General features: G+C 72.2%; 14 protein-coding genes and 1 other RNA gene. 13 read left to right on the top strand and 2 right to left on the bottom strand.

The window, feature by feature from the left end:
* The first annotated feature begins 51 nt into the window (after positions 1-51).
* The 5 genes from ftsE to ssrA all read left to right on the top strand — a co-directional run bounded on the left by ftsE (position 52) and on the right by ssrA (position 4,005).
* Positions 52-741, top strand: a complete 690-nt coding sequence (gene ftsE / locus OHA84_RS15085) for a cell division ATP-binding protein FtsE (RefSeq protein WP_053679398.1) — start codon at positions 52-54, stop codon at positions 739-741.
* A 9-nt stretch (positions 742-750) separates the two neighbouring features.
* Complete coding sequence (ftsX, locus tag OHA84_RS15080; RefSeq protein WP_053679396.1) at positions 751-1,773, top strand: permease-like cell division protein FtsX; 1,023 nt, start codon at positions 751-753, stop codon at positions 1,771-1,773.
* A 67-nt stretch (positions 1,774-1,840) separates the two neighbouring features.
* On the top strand, positions 1,841-3,028 hold the full coding sequence (locus OHA84_RS15075; protein WP_053679394.1) for a S41 family peptidase: 1,188 nt from the start codon (positions 1,841-1,843) through the stop codon (positions 3,026-3,028).
* An 18-nt stretch (positions 3,029-3,046) separates the two neighbouring features.
* A complete protein-coding gene (gene smpB, locus OHA84_RS15070) occupies positions 3,047-3,532 on the top strand; it encodes an SsrA-binding protein SmpB (protein WP_053679392.1) in 486 nt (161 codons plus the stop codon).
* 84 nt (positions 3,533-3,616) lie between these two features.
* Positions 3,617-4,005: a transfer-messenger RNA gene (gene ssrA / locus OHA84_RS15065) on the top strand.
* A gap of 102 nt (positions 4,006-4,107) precedes the next feature.
* On the opposite strand, the gene OHA84_RS15060 is transcribed toward ssrA, so the two are convergent.
* Positions 4,108-4,845, bottom strand: a complete 738-nt coding sequence (locus OHA84_RS15060) for an SDR family oxidoreductase (protein WP_053679390.1) — start codon at positions 4,843-4,845, stop codon at positions 4,108-4,110.
* A gap of 153 nt (positions 4,846-4,998) precedes the next feature.
* Here OHA84_RS15060 and OHA84_RS15055 point away from each other — a divergent pair, with 153 nt between their 5' ends.
* Entirely contained in the window at positions 4,999-5,571 is a 573-nt protein-coding gene (locus tag OHA84_RS15055) for a TetR/AcrR family transcriptional regulator (protein WP_078998990.1), read from the top strand.
* 7 nt (positions 5,572-5,578) lie between these two features.
* On the opposite strand, the gene OHA84_RS15050 is transcribed toward OHA84_RS15055, so the two are convergent.
* Positions 5,579-6,841 carry an MFS transporter gene (locus OHA84_RS15050; protein WP_266947623.1) on the bottom strand — a complete coding sequence of 421 codons (1,263 nt, stop codon included), beginning with the start codon at positions 6,839-6,841 and terminating at the stop codon, positions 5,579-5,581.
* Positions 6,842-6,925: 84 nt separating this feature from the next.
* Between OHA84_RS15050 and OHA84_RS15045 the strand changes: the two genes are divergently transcribed.
* The 7 genes from OHA84_RS15045 (at position 6,926) to OHA84_RS15015 (ending at position 16,157) form a co-directional block, all read left to right on the top strand.
* The gene (locus tag OHA84_RS15045) at positions 6,926-7,891 is read left to right on the top strand and encodes a LysR family transcriptional regulator (RefSeq protein WP_053679386.1); all 966 of its coding nucleotides are present in this window, start codon (positions 6,926-6,928) and stop codon (positions 7,889-7,891) included.
* Between the two features lie 97 nt (positions 7,892-7,988).
* Positions 7,989-9,359 carry a NarK/NasA family nitrate transporter gene (locus tag OHA84_RS15040; protein WP_053679385.1) on the top strand — a complete coding sequence of 457 codons (1,371 nt, stop codon included), beginning with the start codon at positions 7,989-7,991 and terminating at the stop codon, positions 9,357-9,359.
* Between the two features lie 104 nt (positions 9,360-9,463).
* Positions 9,464-10,612: a uroporphyrinogen-III synthase gene (locus tag OHA84_RS15035; protein WP_266947622.1), complete on the top strand. Its 1,149-nt coding sequence runs from the start codon at positions 9,464-9,466 to the stop codon at positions 10,610-10,612.
* Positions 10,613-10,687: 75 nt separating this feature from the next.
* A complete protein-coding gene (locus OHA84_RS15030) occupies positions 10,688-11,209 on the top strand; it encodes a GNAT family N-acetyltransferase (protein WP_053679450.1) in 522 nt (173 codons plus the stop codon).
* Between the two features lie 63 nt (positions 11,210-11,272).
* Positions 11,273-11,842 (top strand): ABATE domain-containing protein, encoded by a 570-nt coding sequence (locus OHA84_RS15025; RefSeq protein WP_053679381.1) that lies wholly within the window; start codon positions 11,273-11,275, stop codon positions 11,840-11,842.
* A gap of 142 nt (positions 11,843-11,984) precedes the next feature.
* Complete coding sequence (locus OHA84_RS15020; RefSeq protein WP_053679448.1) at positions 11,985-14,291, top strand: UvrD-helicase domain-containing protein; 2,307 nt, start codon at positions 11,985-11,987, stop codon at positions 14,289-14,291.
* Between the two features lie 462 nt (positions 14,292-14,753).
* Complete coding sequence (locus tag OHA84_RS15015; protein ID WP_053679378.1) at positions 14,754-16,157, top strand: NAD-dependent malic enzyme; 1,404 nt, start codon at positions 14,754-14,756, stop codon at positions 16,155-16,157.
* Positions 16,158-16,362: the final 205 nt, after the last annotated feature.

Below are 16,362 nucleotides of genomic sequence, written 5' to 3'. Positions count from 1 at the left end.
CCCGTTCGCGTATGGTCACGCTCACCTACTCCCGGCGACCGTGGTGCACCCGTGATCCGATTCGACAGTGTCTCCAAGTCCTACCCGAAGCAGAGCCGCCCCGCACTCAGAGATGTCTCGCTGGACATCGCGAAGGGCGAGTTCGTCTTCCTGGTCGGCTCCTCCGGCTCCGGCAAGTCCACGTTCCTGCGGCTGGTGCTGCGCGAGGAGCGGGCGAGCCACGGCCAGGTCCACGTCCTGGGCAAGGACCTCGCCAAGCTCTCCAACTGGAAGGTCCCGCACATGCGGCGCCAGCTGGGGACCGTCTTCCAGGACTTCCGGCTCCTCCCCAACAAGACGGTGGCCGAGAACGTCGCCTTCGCACAGGAGGTCATCGGCAAGCCGCGCGGCGAGATCCGCAAGGCCGTTCCGCAGGTCCTGGAGCTGGTGGGGCTGGGGGGCAAGGAGAGCCGGATGCCCGGCGAGCTCTCCGGCGGCGAGCAGCAGCGCGTGGCCATCGCCCGCGCCTTCGTCAACCGCCCCGCCCTGCTGATCGCGGACGAGCCGACCGGCAACCTCGACCCGCAGACCTCCGTCGGCATCATGAAGCTGCTGGACCGGATCAACCGGACCGGCACCACCGTGATCATGGCGACGCACGACCAGCAGATCGTGGACCAGATGCGCAAGCGCGTCATCGAACTCGAACAGGGCCGTCTCGTGCGCGACCAGTCGCGCGGCGTCTACGGCTACCAGCACTGAAAGGACGCCATGCGCGCCCAGTTCGTCATGTCGGAGATCGGCGTCGGTCTCCGTCGCAATCTCACCATGACCTTCGCGGTCATCATCTCCGTGGCCCTGTCGCTGGCCCTGTTCGGTGGCTCCCTGCTCATGCGCGACCAGGTCAGCGCGATGAAGGGGTACTGGTACGGCAAGGTCAACGTCACGGTCTACCTCTGCAACAAGAGCGACGCCAAGGACGCCACCGACGCCGCCAGGGCCGCCGAGACGCCCGCCGCGGACCCGGCCAAGCCCGACGCGAACAAGCCCGACCCCGCCAAGGGCAACGCCGGGCCGGAGCGGGTCAAGCAGCCCTGTGAGAAGGGCGCGGTCACCGATGAGCAGAAGAAGCAGATCGAGACCGATCTGAAGAAGATCGACCTCGTCCAGAACGTCGTGTACGAGTCGTCCGACGAGGCGTTCAAGCACTACAAGGAGCGGTACGGGGACACCGCGCTGGCCTCGGTCGTCACCCCGGACCAGATGCCCGACTCCTTCCGGGTCAAGCTCAAGAACCCGGAACAGTACGGGGTCATCACCAGCGCCTTCTCGGGGCGCGAGGGCGTTCAGTCGGTCCAGGACCAGAACCGTGAGGTCGAGAGCCTCTTCAGCCTGCTCGGCTCCCTCAACTGGGCCGCGCTCGGCATCATGTTGATCATGCTGATCGTGGCGCTGCTGCTGATCGTCAACACGGTGCGCGTCTCCGCGTTCAGCCGTCGGCGGGAAACCGGCATCATGCGGCTGGTGGGCGCGTCCAGCTTCTACATCCAGGTGCCGTTCATCATGGAGGCGGCCGTCGCCGGCCTCATCGGCGCGGTGCTCGCCTGCGGGATGCTCGGCGCCGGCCAGTACTTCGTGATCGACCACGGCGTGACGCTCCGCGACAAGCTGGAATTGATCAACTTCATCGGCTGGGACTCCGTCCTCACCAAGCTGCCGTTGGTGCTCGCCATCGGGCTGCTGATGCCCTCCCTGGCGGCGTTCATCGCGTTGCGCAAGTACCTGAAGGTGTGACAAGCGCCCCGTGTGCGGTCGGGTCAACCCACCGTGCCGCCGCGGGGCTTGTCCTAGACTCGGCGCCATGCCGGGCTCACCCCCTCTCTGTCGCCGGCCCCGCGACCTGCGTCGCGGGGCCGCTCTGACGTTGGCTTTCCTCGCGGCCGTCGGTACCGCCGCGGGCACCGGCTGCTGGGACCGGGCCGACGCCGTGGACACGGCGGGGGTCCTGGTGGCCCGTACGCACGACAAGACCGCGGGCGCGCCCGCGGCGGGCACCGCCGACCGGGACGCCGTCGCACGCGCCGCCGCCGAGGCCGCGGCCGAGGGCAAGTCCGGCAAGAAGGCCGCCCAGGACGTCGTCAGCCGCAGCGGCGACCGCTGGGGCATGGTCTACGACCAGAACGAGTACGCGGCCTTCGCCGAGGACCTGGACGGCCGCTGGACCGGTGTCGGGCTGTGGGCCGAGCGCCGTACCGACGGCCGGATCGAGGTGGACCGGGTCCAGCCCGGCAGCCCCGCCTCCCGGGCCGGGCTGCGGGCCGGCGACCGGCTGCTGAGCGTGGACGGCAAGGGCGTCACGGGCCGGTCGGTCGCCGACGTGGTGGCCCTCCTGCGCGGCGAGGCCGGCACCCCGGTCGTGCTGGGCCTCAGCCGGGCCGGGGCCGACTTCACCGAGACCGTCCGCCGGCAGCAACTGCGCGTCGAGCCGGTGACGGTACGCCGTCTCGCGGACGGTGTCACCGTCATCAAGGTCGCCTCGTTCACCCGGGGTTCGGGGGAGCGGGTGCGGGACGCCGTCCGCGCGGCCCCGCCGGGCGCCGGCCTGATGCTGGACCTGCGGGGGAACCCGGGCGGGCTGGTCACCGAGGCGGTGACCGCGGCCTCCGCGTTCCTCGACGGCGGCCTGGTGGCGACGTACGACGTACGGGGCTCCGAGCGGGCCCTGTACGCGCGGCCGGGCGGGGACACCGCACGGCCGCTGGTGGCGCTGGTCGACGGCGGCACGATGAGCGCCGCCGAACTGGTCGCCGGCGCCCTCCAGGACCGGGGCCGCGCGGTGACGGTCGGCAGCCGCACCTTCGGCAAGGGCTCGGTGCAGATGCCGACGGAGCTCCCGGACGGTTCGGTGGCGGAGCTGACGGTCGGCACGTACCGCACGCCGGCGGGCCGCAGCCTCGACGGCAGGGGCATCGACCCGGACCTGTCGGCGGCCGAGGGGACCGAGGAGCGGGCCCGCAAGGTATTGGGTGGCCTTCGAGTGGGTCCGTAGTGCGAAAATGACCGCACTATGGCTAAGGAAAAAGGGCGCAAGCTGATCGCCCAGAACAAGAAGGCGCGGCACGACTACACGATCCTCGACACCTACGAGTGCGGTCTCGTGCTCACGGGCACCGAGGTCAAGTCCCTGCGTCAGGGTCGGGCGTCGCTGGTCGACGGCTTCGTGTCGATGGAGGGCAACGAGGCCTGGCTGTACAACGTGCACGTGCCGGAGTACAGCCAGGGCACGTGGACCAACCACAGCTCGCGGCGCAAGCGCAAGCTCCTGATGCACCGGGAGGAGATCGACAAGCTGGACTCGAAGTCGTCGGAGTCGGGTCACACGATCGTGCCCCTGTCCCTGTACTTCAAGGACGGCCGCGCGAAGGTCGAGATCGCGCTGGCCAAGGGGAAGAAGGAGTACGACAAGCGACAGACCCTGCGGGAGAAGCAGGACACCCGTGAGACGAACCGCGCCGTGGCGGCCGTCCGACGCAAGCAGCGGGGCACGGTGTAATCACCTGGCATCCCGAGGTCCACTTCGCGTACGATGGCGTCAGCGCCTCCCGCTCGCGGGTGGGGTCACTTGATAAAAAAACATGGGGATGATCGGTTTCGACAGCGGATGTCGATGTAGGGGAAGCGAGCCGAGGAAGCGGCAATGATCTCGTAAACCATATGTCGCAAACAATAATCGCCAACTCCAAGAGCGATAACTCCCGCTTCACCCTCGCTGCCTAATAACAGTGAGCTGAAGCCTCTGTGAGGAGCGTCAGCCCGGAAGTGGTCCCGGTCCGGATCCTGGCGTCAACTAGGGATCTAAACCTCTAGCCCCGGTCACGGGGGTTTGAGGGAAATCAAACAGTGACTGAGCCCGTCGGAGACTTGTCCGTGTGATCTCCGGGGCTGAGAAAAGCGCAGCGGAATGCGCTCGGAGAAGCCCTACTTCTGCACCGTTGGACGCGGGTTCGATTCCCGCCATCTCCACTCATCCCATGTGGGCAAAGGCCCCGCGGCTCCGGCCGCGGGGCCTTTGTCATGCCCGGGGGCGGTTCGGGGTCGGGCCCGTGCGAGGGCCGGGCGGCGATCCGGTCAGGCCTGTGCGGTGGGGCGGACGACGATCTCGCCGATGTCGATGCCGTCGGGCTGTTCGATCGCGTAGCCGATGGCGGAGGCGACGGCCGAGGGGGGCATGGCGATCTCGTCGCGCAGGCGGATCATCGCGGCCGCGATCTCGGGGGCGGCTCCCTTGCCCACGCCCTCGGTGTGGGTGAAGCCGGGCGAGACGAGGGTCACGCGCAGGTCGGGGCCCGCTTCCTGGCGCAGTCCCTCGGTGAGCACCTTCACCGCCGTCTTGGTGGCCGCGTAGACCGTCTGGGGCGACTTGACGACGTGGGCCGCGGTGGAGCCGACGTTGACGAACTGGCCGGAGCCCTGTCGGCGGAAGACGGGCAGCGCCGCCCCGATGCCGTTGAGCAGGCCCGTGATGTGGGTGGAGACCATGGCGTCCCAGTCGTCCTGGCGCAGGTCGTCGAACGGCGAGACGGCCATCGTGCCCGCGTTGGAGACGAGGACGTCGAGCCGGCCGAACCGGTCGACGGCCGTGTCCGTCAGGCGCCGGAGGTCCTCGCGGCGGGTGACGTCGACGACCACGCCGACGGCGCTGCCGCCGTTGGCGGTGATGCCCTCCACGACCGCGTTCAGCCGGTCCTCCCCGCGGCCGCCGAGCACGAGCCGGGCGCCCCTTTCGGCGAGGTGGATCGCGGTCGCCTCGCCGATGCCGCTGCCGGCGCCCGTGATCGCGACGACCTTGCCTCGAATACCCGACATGATCAGCTTCCTTACGTGGGTGCGCGCCGATGGAGGTGGTGACCTACAGTGAAGTGGGGAGTTCCCCACTTTCTCAAGCTAAGTGGGGACCTCCCCACTTGGCAAGTCGAGGGGCGCCCGCGAAGAGCGCCCGAGAGGGGACGGCGAACGCTGATGACCGACGGAGCGGACCGGCCGTTGCGGGCCGACGCGCGGCGCAACAGGGAGCGGATCCTCGCCGCCGCCGTGCGCGTGTTCACCACGCAGGGGCTGGACGCGCGGATGGAACACATCGCCAAGGAGGCGGGCGTGGGCAGCGCGACGCTGTACCGCAACTTCCCCACCCGGGAGGTCCTGGTCGAGGCGGTCTACCGCAACGAGGTGGCCCAACTGTGCGACGCGGCCCCCGAACTGCTCGCGCGGGAGTCGCCCGCCGAGGCCCTGCGCGCGTGGACCCGGCTCTTCCTGGACTACGTCACCGCCAAGTACGGGATGATCGACGCGCTGCGCGCCATCGCCGCGACCGGGGGCAACCCCTACGGCCACAGCCGGGAGATGATCCAGGGCGCCATCGCCTCGCTCTTGGACGCGTGTGTGGCCGCCGGGGTGATCCGTACCGACATCGGGCCGGCCGACGTCGCCGCCGCCCTCGAAGGCATCGCCCTCACCTCGGCGGGCGCCGAGCACCGCGAGCAGGCCGAGCGGCTGCTCGACCTCACCCTGGACGGCCTCACGGTCCGCCGCTGAGGCCGCGTCAGCCGGTACGGGCGCCGGACGCGCGGGAGGTGAGGCCGAGCAGGAGCGCGGTCAGGGCCGCCGCGGCCGGCAGGGCGTAGGCGGAGGTGGTGCCGAGGTGTTCGACGACGGCGCCGGCCGCGGCGGAGCCCGCGGCGATGCCCGCGAGGATCGCGGTGACGGCGAGGGTCATGCCCTCGTTGAGGCGTCCCTCGGGCGTGCGGCGGTGGACCTCGGACATGGCCGTCACCATCGTCGGGGCGGTGGCCGCGCCCGCCAGGAGCAGGGCCAGGGCCAGCGGGACGAGCGAACCGCCGGCAGCCGCCGCCCAGGGCAGGGCCATCGCCGCGCACAGGGCGACCAGGCAGACGCGCAGGCCGCGCGGGCGCCGGGTGCCGTAGAGCAGGCCGGCGGCGCAGGAGCCGGCGGCCTGGAGGGCGAGGACCGGGCCCGCGGCGGCGCCGAGGCCGTGGGCGTCGAGGTGGGCGATCGAGGTGACCTCCATCGAGCCGAAGATCGCACCGGTGGCGGCGAAGAGACCGAGGAGCGGCAGCAGGGCGGGCAGCGGTGACGAGGAGGGGGCGGGGCGGACCCCGGTGGGCGGCGGCTCGGTGGCGCGCTGCGCGGTGAAGACCAGCATGCCGACGAGGAGCAGCGACGCGGCGACGAGGGTCCCGGCCTCCGGGAAGGCGAGCGTGCACAGCGACGCGGCGGCGACCGGCCCGAGCAGGTAGCAGAGTTCGTCGGCGGCCTGCTCGAAGGACATCGCCGTGTGGTGGTCGGCCGGGGCGTCGCGCAGCAGCAGGGTCCAGCGGGCCCGGGACATGCCGCCGATGTTGGGGGTGGTGGCCGTCGCCGCGTACGAGGCGAACAGGGTCCAGGTCGGAGCCTGTGTACGGACGCACGCGATCAGGCAGAGCGAGCCGAGGACCGCGATCAGGGTGGCGGGGACGGCGACGCGGGACTGCCCGAAGCGGTCGACGAGTCGGGCCGTCCACGGCGCGACCAGCGCGGTGGCGGCCAGACCGGTGGCGGTGACCGCGCCGGCGAGGGCGTACGAGCCGCGCTGGCCGGCGATCATCATCACCGCGCTGATCCCGAACATGCCCATGGGCAGCCGGGCGATGAGGTTCCCGGCGGTGAAGGCGCGGGTGCCGGGTCGGGCGAAGAGCCGGCGGTAGGGGCCGCCGCGGTGCGCGCGGGGGCGCGGACGCGGGGGCGGCGGCGGGCCGGTCAGGACGAGGGTGGAGCCGGTGACGGTCATCAGGGTCGGGGCGGGCATGACCCAAGGCTGCGGGCCGGTCCCCGGCCGGGTCCAACACCTGTTCACGACCCATTCACCGGTTTCCGTTGTTAGTGTCCGGGAGTGATCTCCCGTGATGTGGACCCCCGCCTGCTGCGCGGGTTCGTGGCCGTGGCCGAGGAACTGCACTTCTCCCGCGCCGCCGCCCGCCTGTACGTCGCCCAGCAGGCCCTCAGCAGGGACGTCCGCCGGCTGGAGGAGACCCTGGGCGCGGCGCTGTTCACCCGCACGACCCGGGCCGTGGAACTGACCGCCGACGGGCAACGGCTGCTGCCGCTCGCGCACAGGGTGCTGGCCGCCCACACCGAACTGGCCGCCGCCTTCGCCGAACCCGGGCCGCTGCTCGTCGACCTGAACAGCGACGGGCCGAGTTCCGCGCGCAGCGTGCTGGACCGGGCCCGCGCGCTCGCCCCGGGCTGCGAACTGATGGCCCGCTTCGAGAGCGGGCTGACCCATGCCGCGGCGGAGATCGCGGCGGGCCGCCTCGACGTGTCCTTCGGCTACGCGCACGGCCTGGAGCCCGCGTCGCGCGCCCGCCTCGCCCACACCCTCGTCCGGTACGAGCCGCTCGCCGTGCTGCTGCCCGACGGGCACCCGCTGGCGGCGCTGGACCGGGTGCCGCTGGCGGCCCTGGCCGGGGAGACCGTGTACGCGGGGGCCGGCAACCCGCGGACCCTGGAGTGGACCCGGCTGGCGCGGGAGCTGTTCGCCGGGCGGGGGATCGCGCCGGCGCCGCCCGCTCCGGTGGCCGTGGGCAAGGAGGAGTTCGGGCGGGTGATGGCCAAGACCCGCACCCCCGTCCTCGTCACCGTGGACTTCACGGACCTGCCCGGCTGCGCGAAACGCCCCCTGGTCGCACCCGTGCCGCTGTCCCCGCTGTCGATGGTGTGGCGCAAGGGGCTGCGCCACCCGGGCCTGGACGCCCTCCTGCGGGCGGCCGCCGAACTGGCCGCCGAACGCGGATGGCTGGAGGTGCCGGCCGGGAGTCTGCTGCCGGCGGCGCTCACAGGCGGTCCCGACGCCGGGTGAGTGCAAGGTATCCCCCCGGTCATCGGAGGGTGACCCGGGCCGAAACGCGCGCTTCCTACGGTCGTCATCACGGACGCGACAGCTGTGGAGGCGTGTGATGACCGGAACGACCGCACCGCGCAAGGGGGGCCGCTGGATCGAGCGGTGGGATCCGGAGGACGAGGTCTTCTGGCGGGAGACCGGGGAGCGGGTGGCCCGGCGCAACCTCCTCTACTCGGTGCTCTCCGAACACATCGGGTTCTCCGTCTGGTCGCTGTGGTCCGTGATGGTGCTCTTCATGGGCCCCGCGTACGGCATCGACCCGGCCGGGAAGTTCTTCCTCATCGCCACCGCCACGGCCGTCGGCGCCCTCGTCCGGATCCCCTACACCTTCGCCGTCGCCCGGTTCGGCGGACGCAACTGGACCGTGGTCAGCGCCCTGCTGCTGCTCGCGCCGACCGTGGCCGCGCTGGTCGTCATGGAGCCCGGCACCTCCTACGGCACTTTCCTCGCCGTCGCCGCCCTGACCGGCGTGGGCGGGGGCAACTTCGCCTCCTCCATGACCAACATCAACGCGTTCTTCCCGCTGCGGAAGAAGGGCTGGGCGCTCGGACTGAACGCGGGCGGCGGCAACATCGGCGTACCCGTCGTGCAGCTCGCGGCCCTGCTCGTCATCGGGACCGCCGGCGCCGGCCACCCCCGGCTGCTGCTCGCGGTCTACGTCCCGCTGATCGTGACCGCCGCCGCGCTGGCCCTCGTACGCATGGACAACCTGGCGCCGGTGCGCGGTGACGTGGGCGCGGTCCGGGACGCGGCCCGGGAGCCGCACACCTGGATCATGGCCTTCCTGTACATCGGCACCTTCGGCTCCTTCATCGGCTACGGCTTCGCCTTCGGGCTGGTGCTCCAGACCCAGTTCGGTCGCACCCCGCTCCAGGCCGCCTCGCTGACCTTCATCGGACCGCTGCTCGGCTCACTGGTCCGACCGGTGGGCGGGGCGCTCGCCGACCGGCTCGGCGGCGCCCGCATCACCCTGGCCGCCTTCGTCGCGATGGCGCTCGCGACCTCGGTGGTGATCCTGGCCTCCGTACGGGAATCGCTCCCGGTGTTCCTGGTGGGCTTCGTGGCGCTGTTCGCGCTGAGCGGCCTCGGCAACGGCTCCACGTACAAGATGATCCCCGGCATCTTCCAGGCGAAGGCCCTGGCACAGGGCCTGGGCGCCGAGGAGGCCGCCGCCCGCGGGCGACGGCTGTCCGGGGCCGCGATGGGGCTGATCGGCGCCGTGGGGGCCCTCGGCGGCCTCGGCATCAACCTGGTGTTCCGGGAGGCGTTCGCCCGCTCCGGGTCCGGCACGGCCGCCTTCGTGACCTTCCTCGGCTTCTACGCGGTGTGCTGCGCGGTGACCTGGGCGGTATACCTTCGCCGCCCGACCGCCACACCCGTCACCGGACCGCAGGCACCGGCGAAACCGCAGCTCACCTCGGTGTAACGCCGGTTAACGGCGACGAAATACGACGGAACCGAGCCTGACACGGCGACTTGGCAGGCTCGGCCCCGTTACGCGCGCACCTCTCGGGCAAGGCAGGACACCACATGGACGCTCCGGACACCGGCCCGCTCGCCGGCTTCACCGTCGGGGTCACCGCCGCCCGGCGGGCCGACGACCTGATCGCCCTGCTGCGCCGGCGCGGGGCCTCCGTGCTGCACGCGCCCGCCCTGCGGATCGTTCCGCTCGCCGACGACGGCGAACTCCTCGCCGCCACCAAGGAACTGATCCACCGCACACCCGACGCCGTGGTGGCCACCACCGCCATCGGATTCCGCGGCTGGATCGAGGCCGCCGACGGATGGGGGATCGGCGAGGAACTCCTCGACCGGCTGCGCTCCACCGAACTGCTCGCGCGCGGGCCGAAGGTGAAGGGCGCCGTACGGGCCGCCGGGCTGGTGGAGGCCTGGTCGCCCGCCTCCGAGTCCCTCGCCGAGGTACTGGACCGGCTGCTCGCCCAAGGGGTGGCGGGACGCCGCATCGCCCTCCAACTGCACGGCGAACCGCTGCCCGGCTTCGTCGAATCCCTGCGGGCGGGCGGCGCCGAGGTCGTGGTGGTGCCCGTCTACCGTTGGATGCCGCCCCAGGACCCGGCACCGCTCGACCGGCTGCTGGACGCCGTGGCCGCCGGCGGCCTGGACGCCGTCGCCTTCACCTCGGCGCCGGCCGTCGTCTCGATGCTGTCCCGCGCCGACCACCTGGGGATGCGGGAGGCGGTCCTCGCGGGGCTGCGCGGCGACGTGGTCTCGGCGTGCGTGGGGCCGGTGACCGCGCTCCCGCTCCAGGCCGAGGGGGTGGTCACGGTGCAGCCGGAACGCTTCCGGCTGGGGCCGCTGGTCCAACTGCTCTGCCAGGAACTGCCGGCGCGGGCCCGGGTGCTGCCGGTCGCCGGGCACCGCCTGGAGATCCGCGGCCACGCGGTGCTGGTCGACGCCGAACTGCGGCCGGTGCCGCCGGCCGGGATGGCCCTCCTCGGGGCGCTGGTCCGCCGGCCGGGATGGGTCGTGGGCCGCGCGGACCTGCTGCGGGCGCTGCCGGGCGCCGGGCGGGACGAACACGCCGTGGAGACGGCCATGGCCCGGCTGCGGGTGGCGTTGGGGGCGCCGAGGCTGATCCAGACGGTGGTCAAGCGGGGGTACCGGCTGTCCGTGGACGCGGGCGCGGCCGGCGACTGCGGGGTGCCTCCGGCGCGATGAGGGGCTCCGGTCGGGGGGTGTCGGCGGCGGGCGGGTCCGGGTTAGCGTGCCGTCGTGATCATTGACGGGGTGGAGATGCGGGGCGTCCGGATCGAGGACGCCGCCGGCCTGGCCGACGTACTGCGGCGCAACCGCGCCTACATGGCGCCCTTCGAGCCCTACCGGGAAGAGCGGTTCTACACCGAGGCCGGCCAGCGCGACCGGATCGCGGGCCTGCTCGCGGAGCGGGACGGCGGACGCACGGTGCCGTTCGTCCTGGTCGCCGACGACGTTCCCGTCGGCGGCATCAACCTCGGCGGCATCGCCCTGGGACCGCTGCGCGGCGGCGGCGTCGGCTACTGGATCGACGAGGCCTGGGCCGGGAAGGGACTGGCCACCGCCGCCGTCGAGGAGGTGTGCCGGATCGCCCGCGACGAGCTGGGCCTGCACCGGGTCGAGGCGGGCACGCTGGTCGACAACCTGGCCTCGCAGCGGGTGTTGGCGAAGGCCGGTTTCGAGCAGTACGGCCTGGCGCCCCGGTTCCTCCACATCGACGGAGCCTGGCGCGACCACCGTCTCTTCCAACGGATCCTGCACGACGACCCGCCCGCCCTCTAGCCGCTTCGTCGGTGGGCGGGCACTCTGGGGAGGCGGCCCACGGCAACCGAGGCGGTGACCGGTATGTGGTTCGACTCCGGGAGGGTCTGCCTGGACCTGCTGGCCACCTTCGACGCCCATCGGCACGCCGAGGCGATCCTCGACGGCGACGAACTGCGCCTGTGGCTCGTCGGGGCCGGGCTGGTGCCCGACCGGACGCCGCTGGGCCGGTTGGGGCCCGACTGGGTGGAGGCCTTCCGGGCATTGCGCGCCGACGTGGAGAGCCTCGTACGGGCCGAACTGGCCGGCGCCGGGCCCGACGAGGGGGCGCTCGCCCGGGTCAACGCGGCGGCCGCCGGTCCACCCCCGGGACTGTGTGCCGTTCGGGACCAGGAGGGCCGGCTCGTACGGGAGTTGTGCGGGGGAGTGGAGTGCCCGGGGCTGCTCGCGGCGGTGGCCCGCGACGCCGTCGAACTGCTGACCGACCCCGGCGATCGGGCGCTGCTGCGGGCCTGCGAGGGCGAGGGCTGCGCCCGGGTCTACCTCGACACCTCGCGGGGCCACCGGCGCCGCTGGTGCTCCAGCGAGTTGTGCGGGAACCGCGAACGCGTCGCCCGGCACCGGCGGCGGGTGCTCGCCGCCGGATCCGCCTGAGCGGGCCGCCCGCGCCCGCCCCCCGAGCACCCCGAACGCGGCCGTTCGTGTGATCCGCGGACGGTCCCGGAACGGGCGTGCGGACAAGGCCCTGGTTCGCGTACGGTTGACGGTCGCCCATGCACGTCAGAAGGGGGCCTTGGTGGCCGCGCAGAATGCCGCTGTCGACAGCACGGCGGATTCCGTCCGCGATCGGGAGATCGCGGTCGAGCAGACGCATCTCGATCACGTGTACCGACGCCTTGAGGAGAAGATCCACGAGGCGGAGTTCCTGATGAACGACGCCGCCAAACGCGGGCAGGTCGGCACGCCCGGCGCGCTCGCCGAGCGCGACGCGCAGGTCTTTCGCGCCGGGATCCACCTCAACCGCCTCAACAACGAGTTCGAGGACTTCCTCTTCGGCCGGATCGACCTCGTCCTCGGCAAGGACGGGGAACGCGGCCCGGACGGCGCGTACACCTCCGTCGAGCCGGCCGACGACGCGATTCGCGCCGATCTCACCGCCGACATCGCGGAGACCCTGCACATCGGGCGGATCGGCGTCCTCGACTCCGACTACGCGCCGCTCGTCATCGACTGGCGGGCGCCGGCGGCCGCGCCGTTCTACCGCTCGACGCCGAAGGAACCCGGCCGCGTCGTACGCCGCCGGGTGATCCGCTCCAAGGGCCGCAAGGTCCTCGGAGTCGAGGACGACCTGATGCGCCCCGAGGTCACCGCCTCGCTCGACGGCGAGGAACTGCCCGCCATCGGCGACGGCGCCCTGATGGCGGCGCTCGGGCGGGCCCGTACGCACTCCATGCGGGACATCGTCTCGTCCATCCAGGCCGAGCAGGACCTCGTCATCCGGGCCCCCGCCGCCTCCGTCGCGGAGGTCGCCGGCGGCCCCGGCACCGGGAAGACGGCCGTGGCCCTGCACCGGGCCGCCTACCTGCTCTACCAGGACCGGCGGCGCTACTCCGGCGGCATCCTGATCGTCTCCCCGACCCCGCTGCTCGTCGCCTACACCGAGGGCGTGCTGCCCTCGCTCGGCGAGGAGGGACAGGTCGCCATCAGGGCACTCGGCTCGCTCGTCGACGGGGCCGAGGCGACCACGTACGACGACCCGGCCGTGGCCCGCGTCAAGGGCTCCTCCCGGATGCTCAAGGTGCTGCGCAAGGCCGTACGGGGCGCCCTCGAACTCGGCGACGCTCCCGAGCGGCTGCGCGTGGTGGCCTTCGGCCGGCGCCAGGAGCTGGAGGCCGACGAACTGGAGCGGATCCGACAGAACGCGCTCGGCGGCACCGCGCCGGTGAACCTGCTGCGCCCGCGCGCCCGCAAGCTGCTGCTCGACGCCCTGTACGCGAAGTCCGGCGCGAACGGCCGGCACAGCGACCCGGAACTCGCCGCCGAGCTGCGGTCCGCCTTCGACGAGGACATCTCGACGGAGGACGCCTTCATCGACTTCCTGAACGCCTGGTGGCCCGAGCTCACCCCGCGCGGGGTGCTGGCCTCGATGGCCGACGAACGCAGGCTCGGCCGCTGGTCGCGCCGGGACCTGAACCCCCGCGAGGCGCGCCGGCTGGCCCGCTCGCTGCGCCGGGTCGGTCCGGACGGCAAGGGTCCGCTGTCGGTGCACGACGTCGCGCTGCTCGACGAGCTCCAGCAACTGCTCGGGGCGCCCGCGCGGCCCAAGCGCAAGCGCGAGCTCAATCCGCTGGACCAGCTGAGCGGGCTGGAGGAGCTGATGCCGACCCGCGAGGAGACCCAGTGGGAGCGGGCCGAGCGGCTCGCGGCGGAGCGCACCGAGTACGCGCACGTCATCGTCGACGAGGCGCAGGACCTGACGCCGATGCAGTGGCGGATGGTGGGCCGCCGGGGCCGGCACGGCACCTGGACGGTCGTCGGCGACCCGGCGCAGTCCTCCTGGACGGATCCGCAGGAGGCGGCGGCGGCCCGCGACGAGGCCCTGGGGTCCCGGCCGCGCCGGCGCTTCACGCTGACCGTGAACTACCGCAACCCCGCCGAGGTCGCCGAGGTCGCCGCCCGGGTGCTGAAACTGGCCATGCCGGGGATGGAGCCGCCGACCGCGGTGCGCTCGACGGGCCTGGAGCCCCGCTTCACGGCCGCCCCGGGCGACCTGGGCGAGACGGTCCGGGAGGAGACCCGGCGGCTGCTGGAACAGGTGGACGGCACGGTGGGCGTGGTCGTGGCCATGGACCGGCGGGCGGAGGCGGCCGGATGGCTGGCCGACCTGGGCGAACGCGCGGTCGCGCTGGGCAGCCTGGAGGCGAAGGGGCTGGAGTACGACGCCACCGTGGTGGTGTCCCCGGCGGAGATCGCGGACGAGTCCGAGGCCGGGCTCAGGGTGCTGTACGTGGCCCTGACGCGCGCCACGCAGCAGCTGACGGTGGTCTCGGCCGAGCGCGACACCCCCGACGGGGAGGGCGTTCCGACGCTGCTGCGCCCGTAGACCCCGTCCGACCGGGCCCCGGTGGGCCTGCCCGCCGGGGCGATGGGCCGATTGGCCCGCGACCAGGGGTGTGGTCCAAGAGTCAAGTGCCTGGAGGGGGGTCGCTTCCGGCGATCCTTTGTTAGCCTGGGTACGGCACCGACTCGATCCAAGCCCCCGGGCCCAACCTTCGTCGCTCAGAGCGACCACTTGCCGCGAGGCGAGCATGGCGGGTCGGTGTCATCTACGTGAAGAACAGGTCTGCCCCGGCACTTCGGTGCCGGGGCAGACCTGTTTTGCGTGGCCGGAAACCCTTCCAGGAGTCCTTCATATCTCGTATGGTGGAAGTGTCTTTCCGAAATTTGTAGCTGGTTACCTTTTACCGGCTGGTAGGTGGGACGATCGGACAAGAGGTCCCGCCGCACCCGCCGTGCGCCGGGGCCCTGTGTACAGAAAAACCAGGGACAGAAGAGGAACACGGCCATGGCAACGGCGCCCAGCGTCTCGTACTCGATGACGGTCCGCCTGGAAGTGCCCGCGAGCGGTACCGCGGTCTCCCAGCTGACCACCGCCGTGGAGTCTTCCGGAGGATCCGTCACCGGCCTCGACGTGACCGCATCGGGTCACGAGAAGCTCCGTATCGACGTCACCATCGCCGCGACCTCCACCGCGCACGCCGACGAGATCGTCGAGAAGCTGCGCGGAATCGAGGGCGTCAGCCTGGGCAAGGTCTCCGACCGAACCTTCCTGATGCACCTCGGCGGCAAGATCGAGATGGCGTCCAAGCACCCCATCCGCAACCGCGACGACCTCTCGATGATCTACACCCCGGGCGTGGCCCGCGTGTGCATGGCGATTGCCGAGAACCCCGAGGACGCGCGGCGCCTCACCATCAAGCGCAACTCCGTCGCAGTCGTGACGGACGGCTCCGCCGTACTGGGCCTGGGCAACATCGGCCCCATGGCCGCGCTGCCCGTCATGGAGGGCAAGGCGGCCCTCTTCAAGCGGTTCGCCGGCATCGACGCGTGGCCGATCTGCCTCGACACCCAGGACACCGACGCGATCGTCGAGATCGTCAAGGCCATCGCCCCCGGCTTCGCGGGCATCAACCTGGAGGACATCTCCGCGCCGCGCTGCTTCGAGATCGAGGCCCGCCTGCGCGAGGCCCTCGACATCCCCGTCTTCCACGACGACCAGCACGGCACCGCCATCGTCGTCCTGGCCGCCCTCACCAACGCACTGCGCGTGGTGGGCAAGGCAGTTGGCGACGTCAAGGTCGTCATGTCGGGCGCCGGCGCGGCCGGTACGGCCATCCTCAAGCTGCTCCTCGCGGCGGGTGTGAAGAACGCCGTCAGCGCCGACATCCACGGTGTCGTGCACGCGGGTCGCCCCGACCTCGTCGACGCGGCGGCCGACTCCCCGCTGCGCTGGATCGCGGACAACACCAACCCCGAGGGCTACACGGGCACCCTCAAGGAGGCCGTGGTCGGAGCCGACGTCTTCATCGGCGTCTCCGCCCCGAACGTCCTGAACGGCGACGACGTGGCGGCCATGGCGGAGGGCGCCATCGTGTTCGCGCTCGCGAACCCGGACCCCGAGGTCGACCCCGCGGTGGCCCGTCAGACGGCCGCCGTCGTGGCCACCGGACGGTCCGACTTCCCCAACCAGATCAACAACGTCCTGGTCTTCCCGGGCGTCTTCCGCGGCCTGCTGGACGCCCAGTCCCGCACCGTGAACACGGACATGATGCTGGCCGCCGCGAGCGCGCTCGCGGACGTGGTCGGCGAGGACGAGTTGAACGCGAACTACATCATCCCGTCCGTCTTCAACGACAAGGTCGCGGGCGCGGTCGCCGGAGCCGTCCGCAAAGCCGCCTCCGGGGCGTGAACCTCGCTGTGACGGCCCTCACGGCCCCCTGATACCGGCGCGTCGCGAGATGCGGGCCCGCCCGGCCACCTCTAGGGTTGCGGGGATGCCGGCGTGGCCCGCGGTCCGCATCCACCGGAACCATCGGATGCGGACGGAGCGTCACCGCGGCGTGACAGTGGCGCTTTTCGTGTGACCCTGGCGGGTGCCGGATTGGCTTTCCCGC

The sequence above is a fragment of the Streptomyces sp. NBC_00513 genome, assembly GCF_041431415.1.
Lineage (GTDB): Bacteria > Actinomycetota > Actinomycetes > Streptomycetales > Streptomycetaceae > Streptomyces.
This window is presented reverse-complemented; position numbering and strand designations above follow the sequence as displayed.

Bases quoted from the DNA above. Each gene is read 5' to 3' on its own strand.
- OHA84_RS15025 (WP_053679381.1), top strand. From the start codon at position 11,273: ATGTGGTTCGACTCCGGGAGGGTCTGCCTGGACCTGCTGGCCACCTTC.
- OHA84_RS15040 (WP_053679385.1), top strand. From the start codon at position 7,989: ATGACCGGAACGACCGCACCGCGCAAGGGGGGCCGCTGGATCGAGCGG.
- smpB (WP_053679392.1), top strand. From the start codon at position 3,047: ATGGCTAAGGAAAAAGGGCGCAAGCTGATCGCCCAGAACAAGAAGGCG.
- OHA84_RS15030 (WP_053679450.1), top strand. From the start codon at position 10,688: ATGCGGGGCGTCCGGATCGAGGACGCCGCCGGCCTGGCCGACGTACTG.
- OHA84_RS15055 (WP_078998990.1), top strand. From the start codon at position 4,999: ATGACCGACGGAGCGGACCGGCCGTTGCGGGCCGACGCGCGGCGCAAC.
- OHA84_RS15035 (WP_266947622.1), top strand. From the start codon at position 9,464: ATGGACGCTCCGGACACCGGCCCGCTCGCCGGCTTCACCGTCGGGGTC.
- OHA84_RS15060 (WP_053679390.1), bottom strand. From the start codon at position 4,845: ATGTCGGGTATTCGAGGCAAGGTCGTCGCGATCACGGGCGCCGGCAGC.
- OHA84_RS15015 (WP_053679378.1), top strand. From the start codon at position 14,754: ATGGCAACGGCGCCCAGCGTCTCGTACTCGATGACGGTCCGCCTGGAA.
- OHA84_RS15050 (WP_266947623.1), bottom strand. From the start codon at position 6,841: ATGCCCGCCCCGACCCTGATGACCGTCACCGGCTCCACCCTCGTCCTG.
- OHA84_RS15075 (WP_053679394.1), top strand. From the start codon at position 1,841: ATGCCGGGCTCACCCCCTCTCTGTCGCCGGCCCCGCGACCTGCGTCGC.
- ftsX (WP_053679396.1), top strand. From the start codon at position 751: ATGCGCGCCCAGTTCGTCATGTCGGAGATCGGCGTCGGTCTCCGTCGC.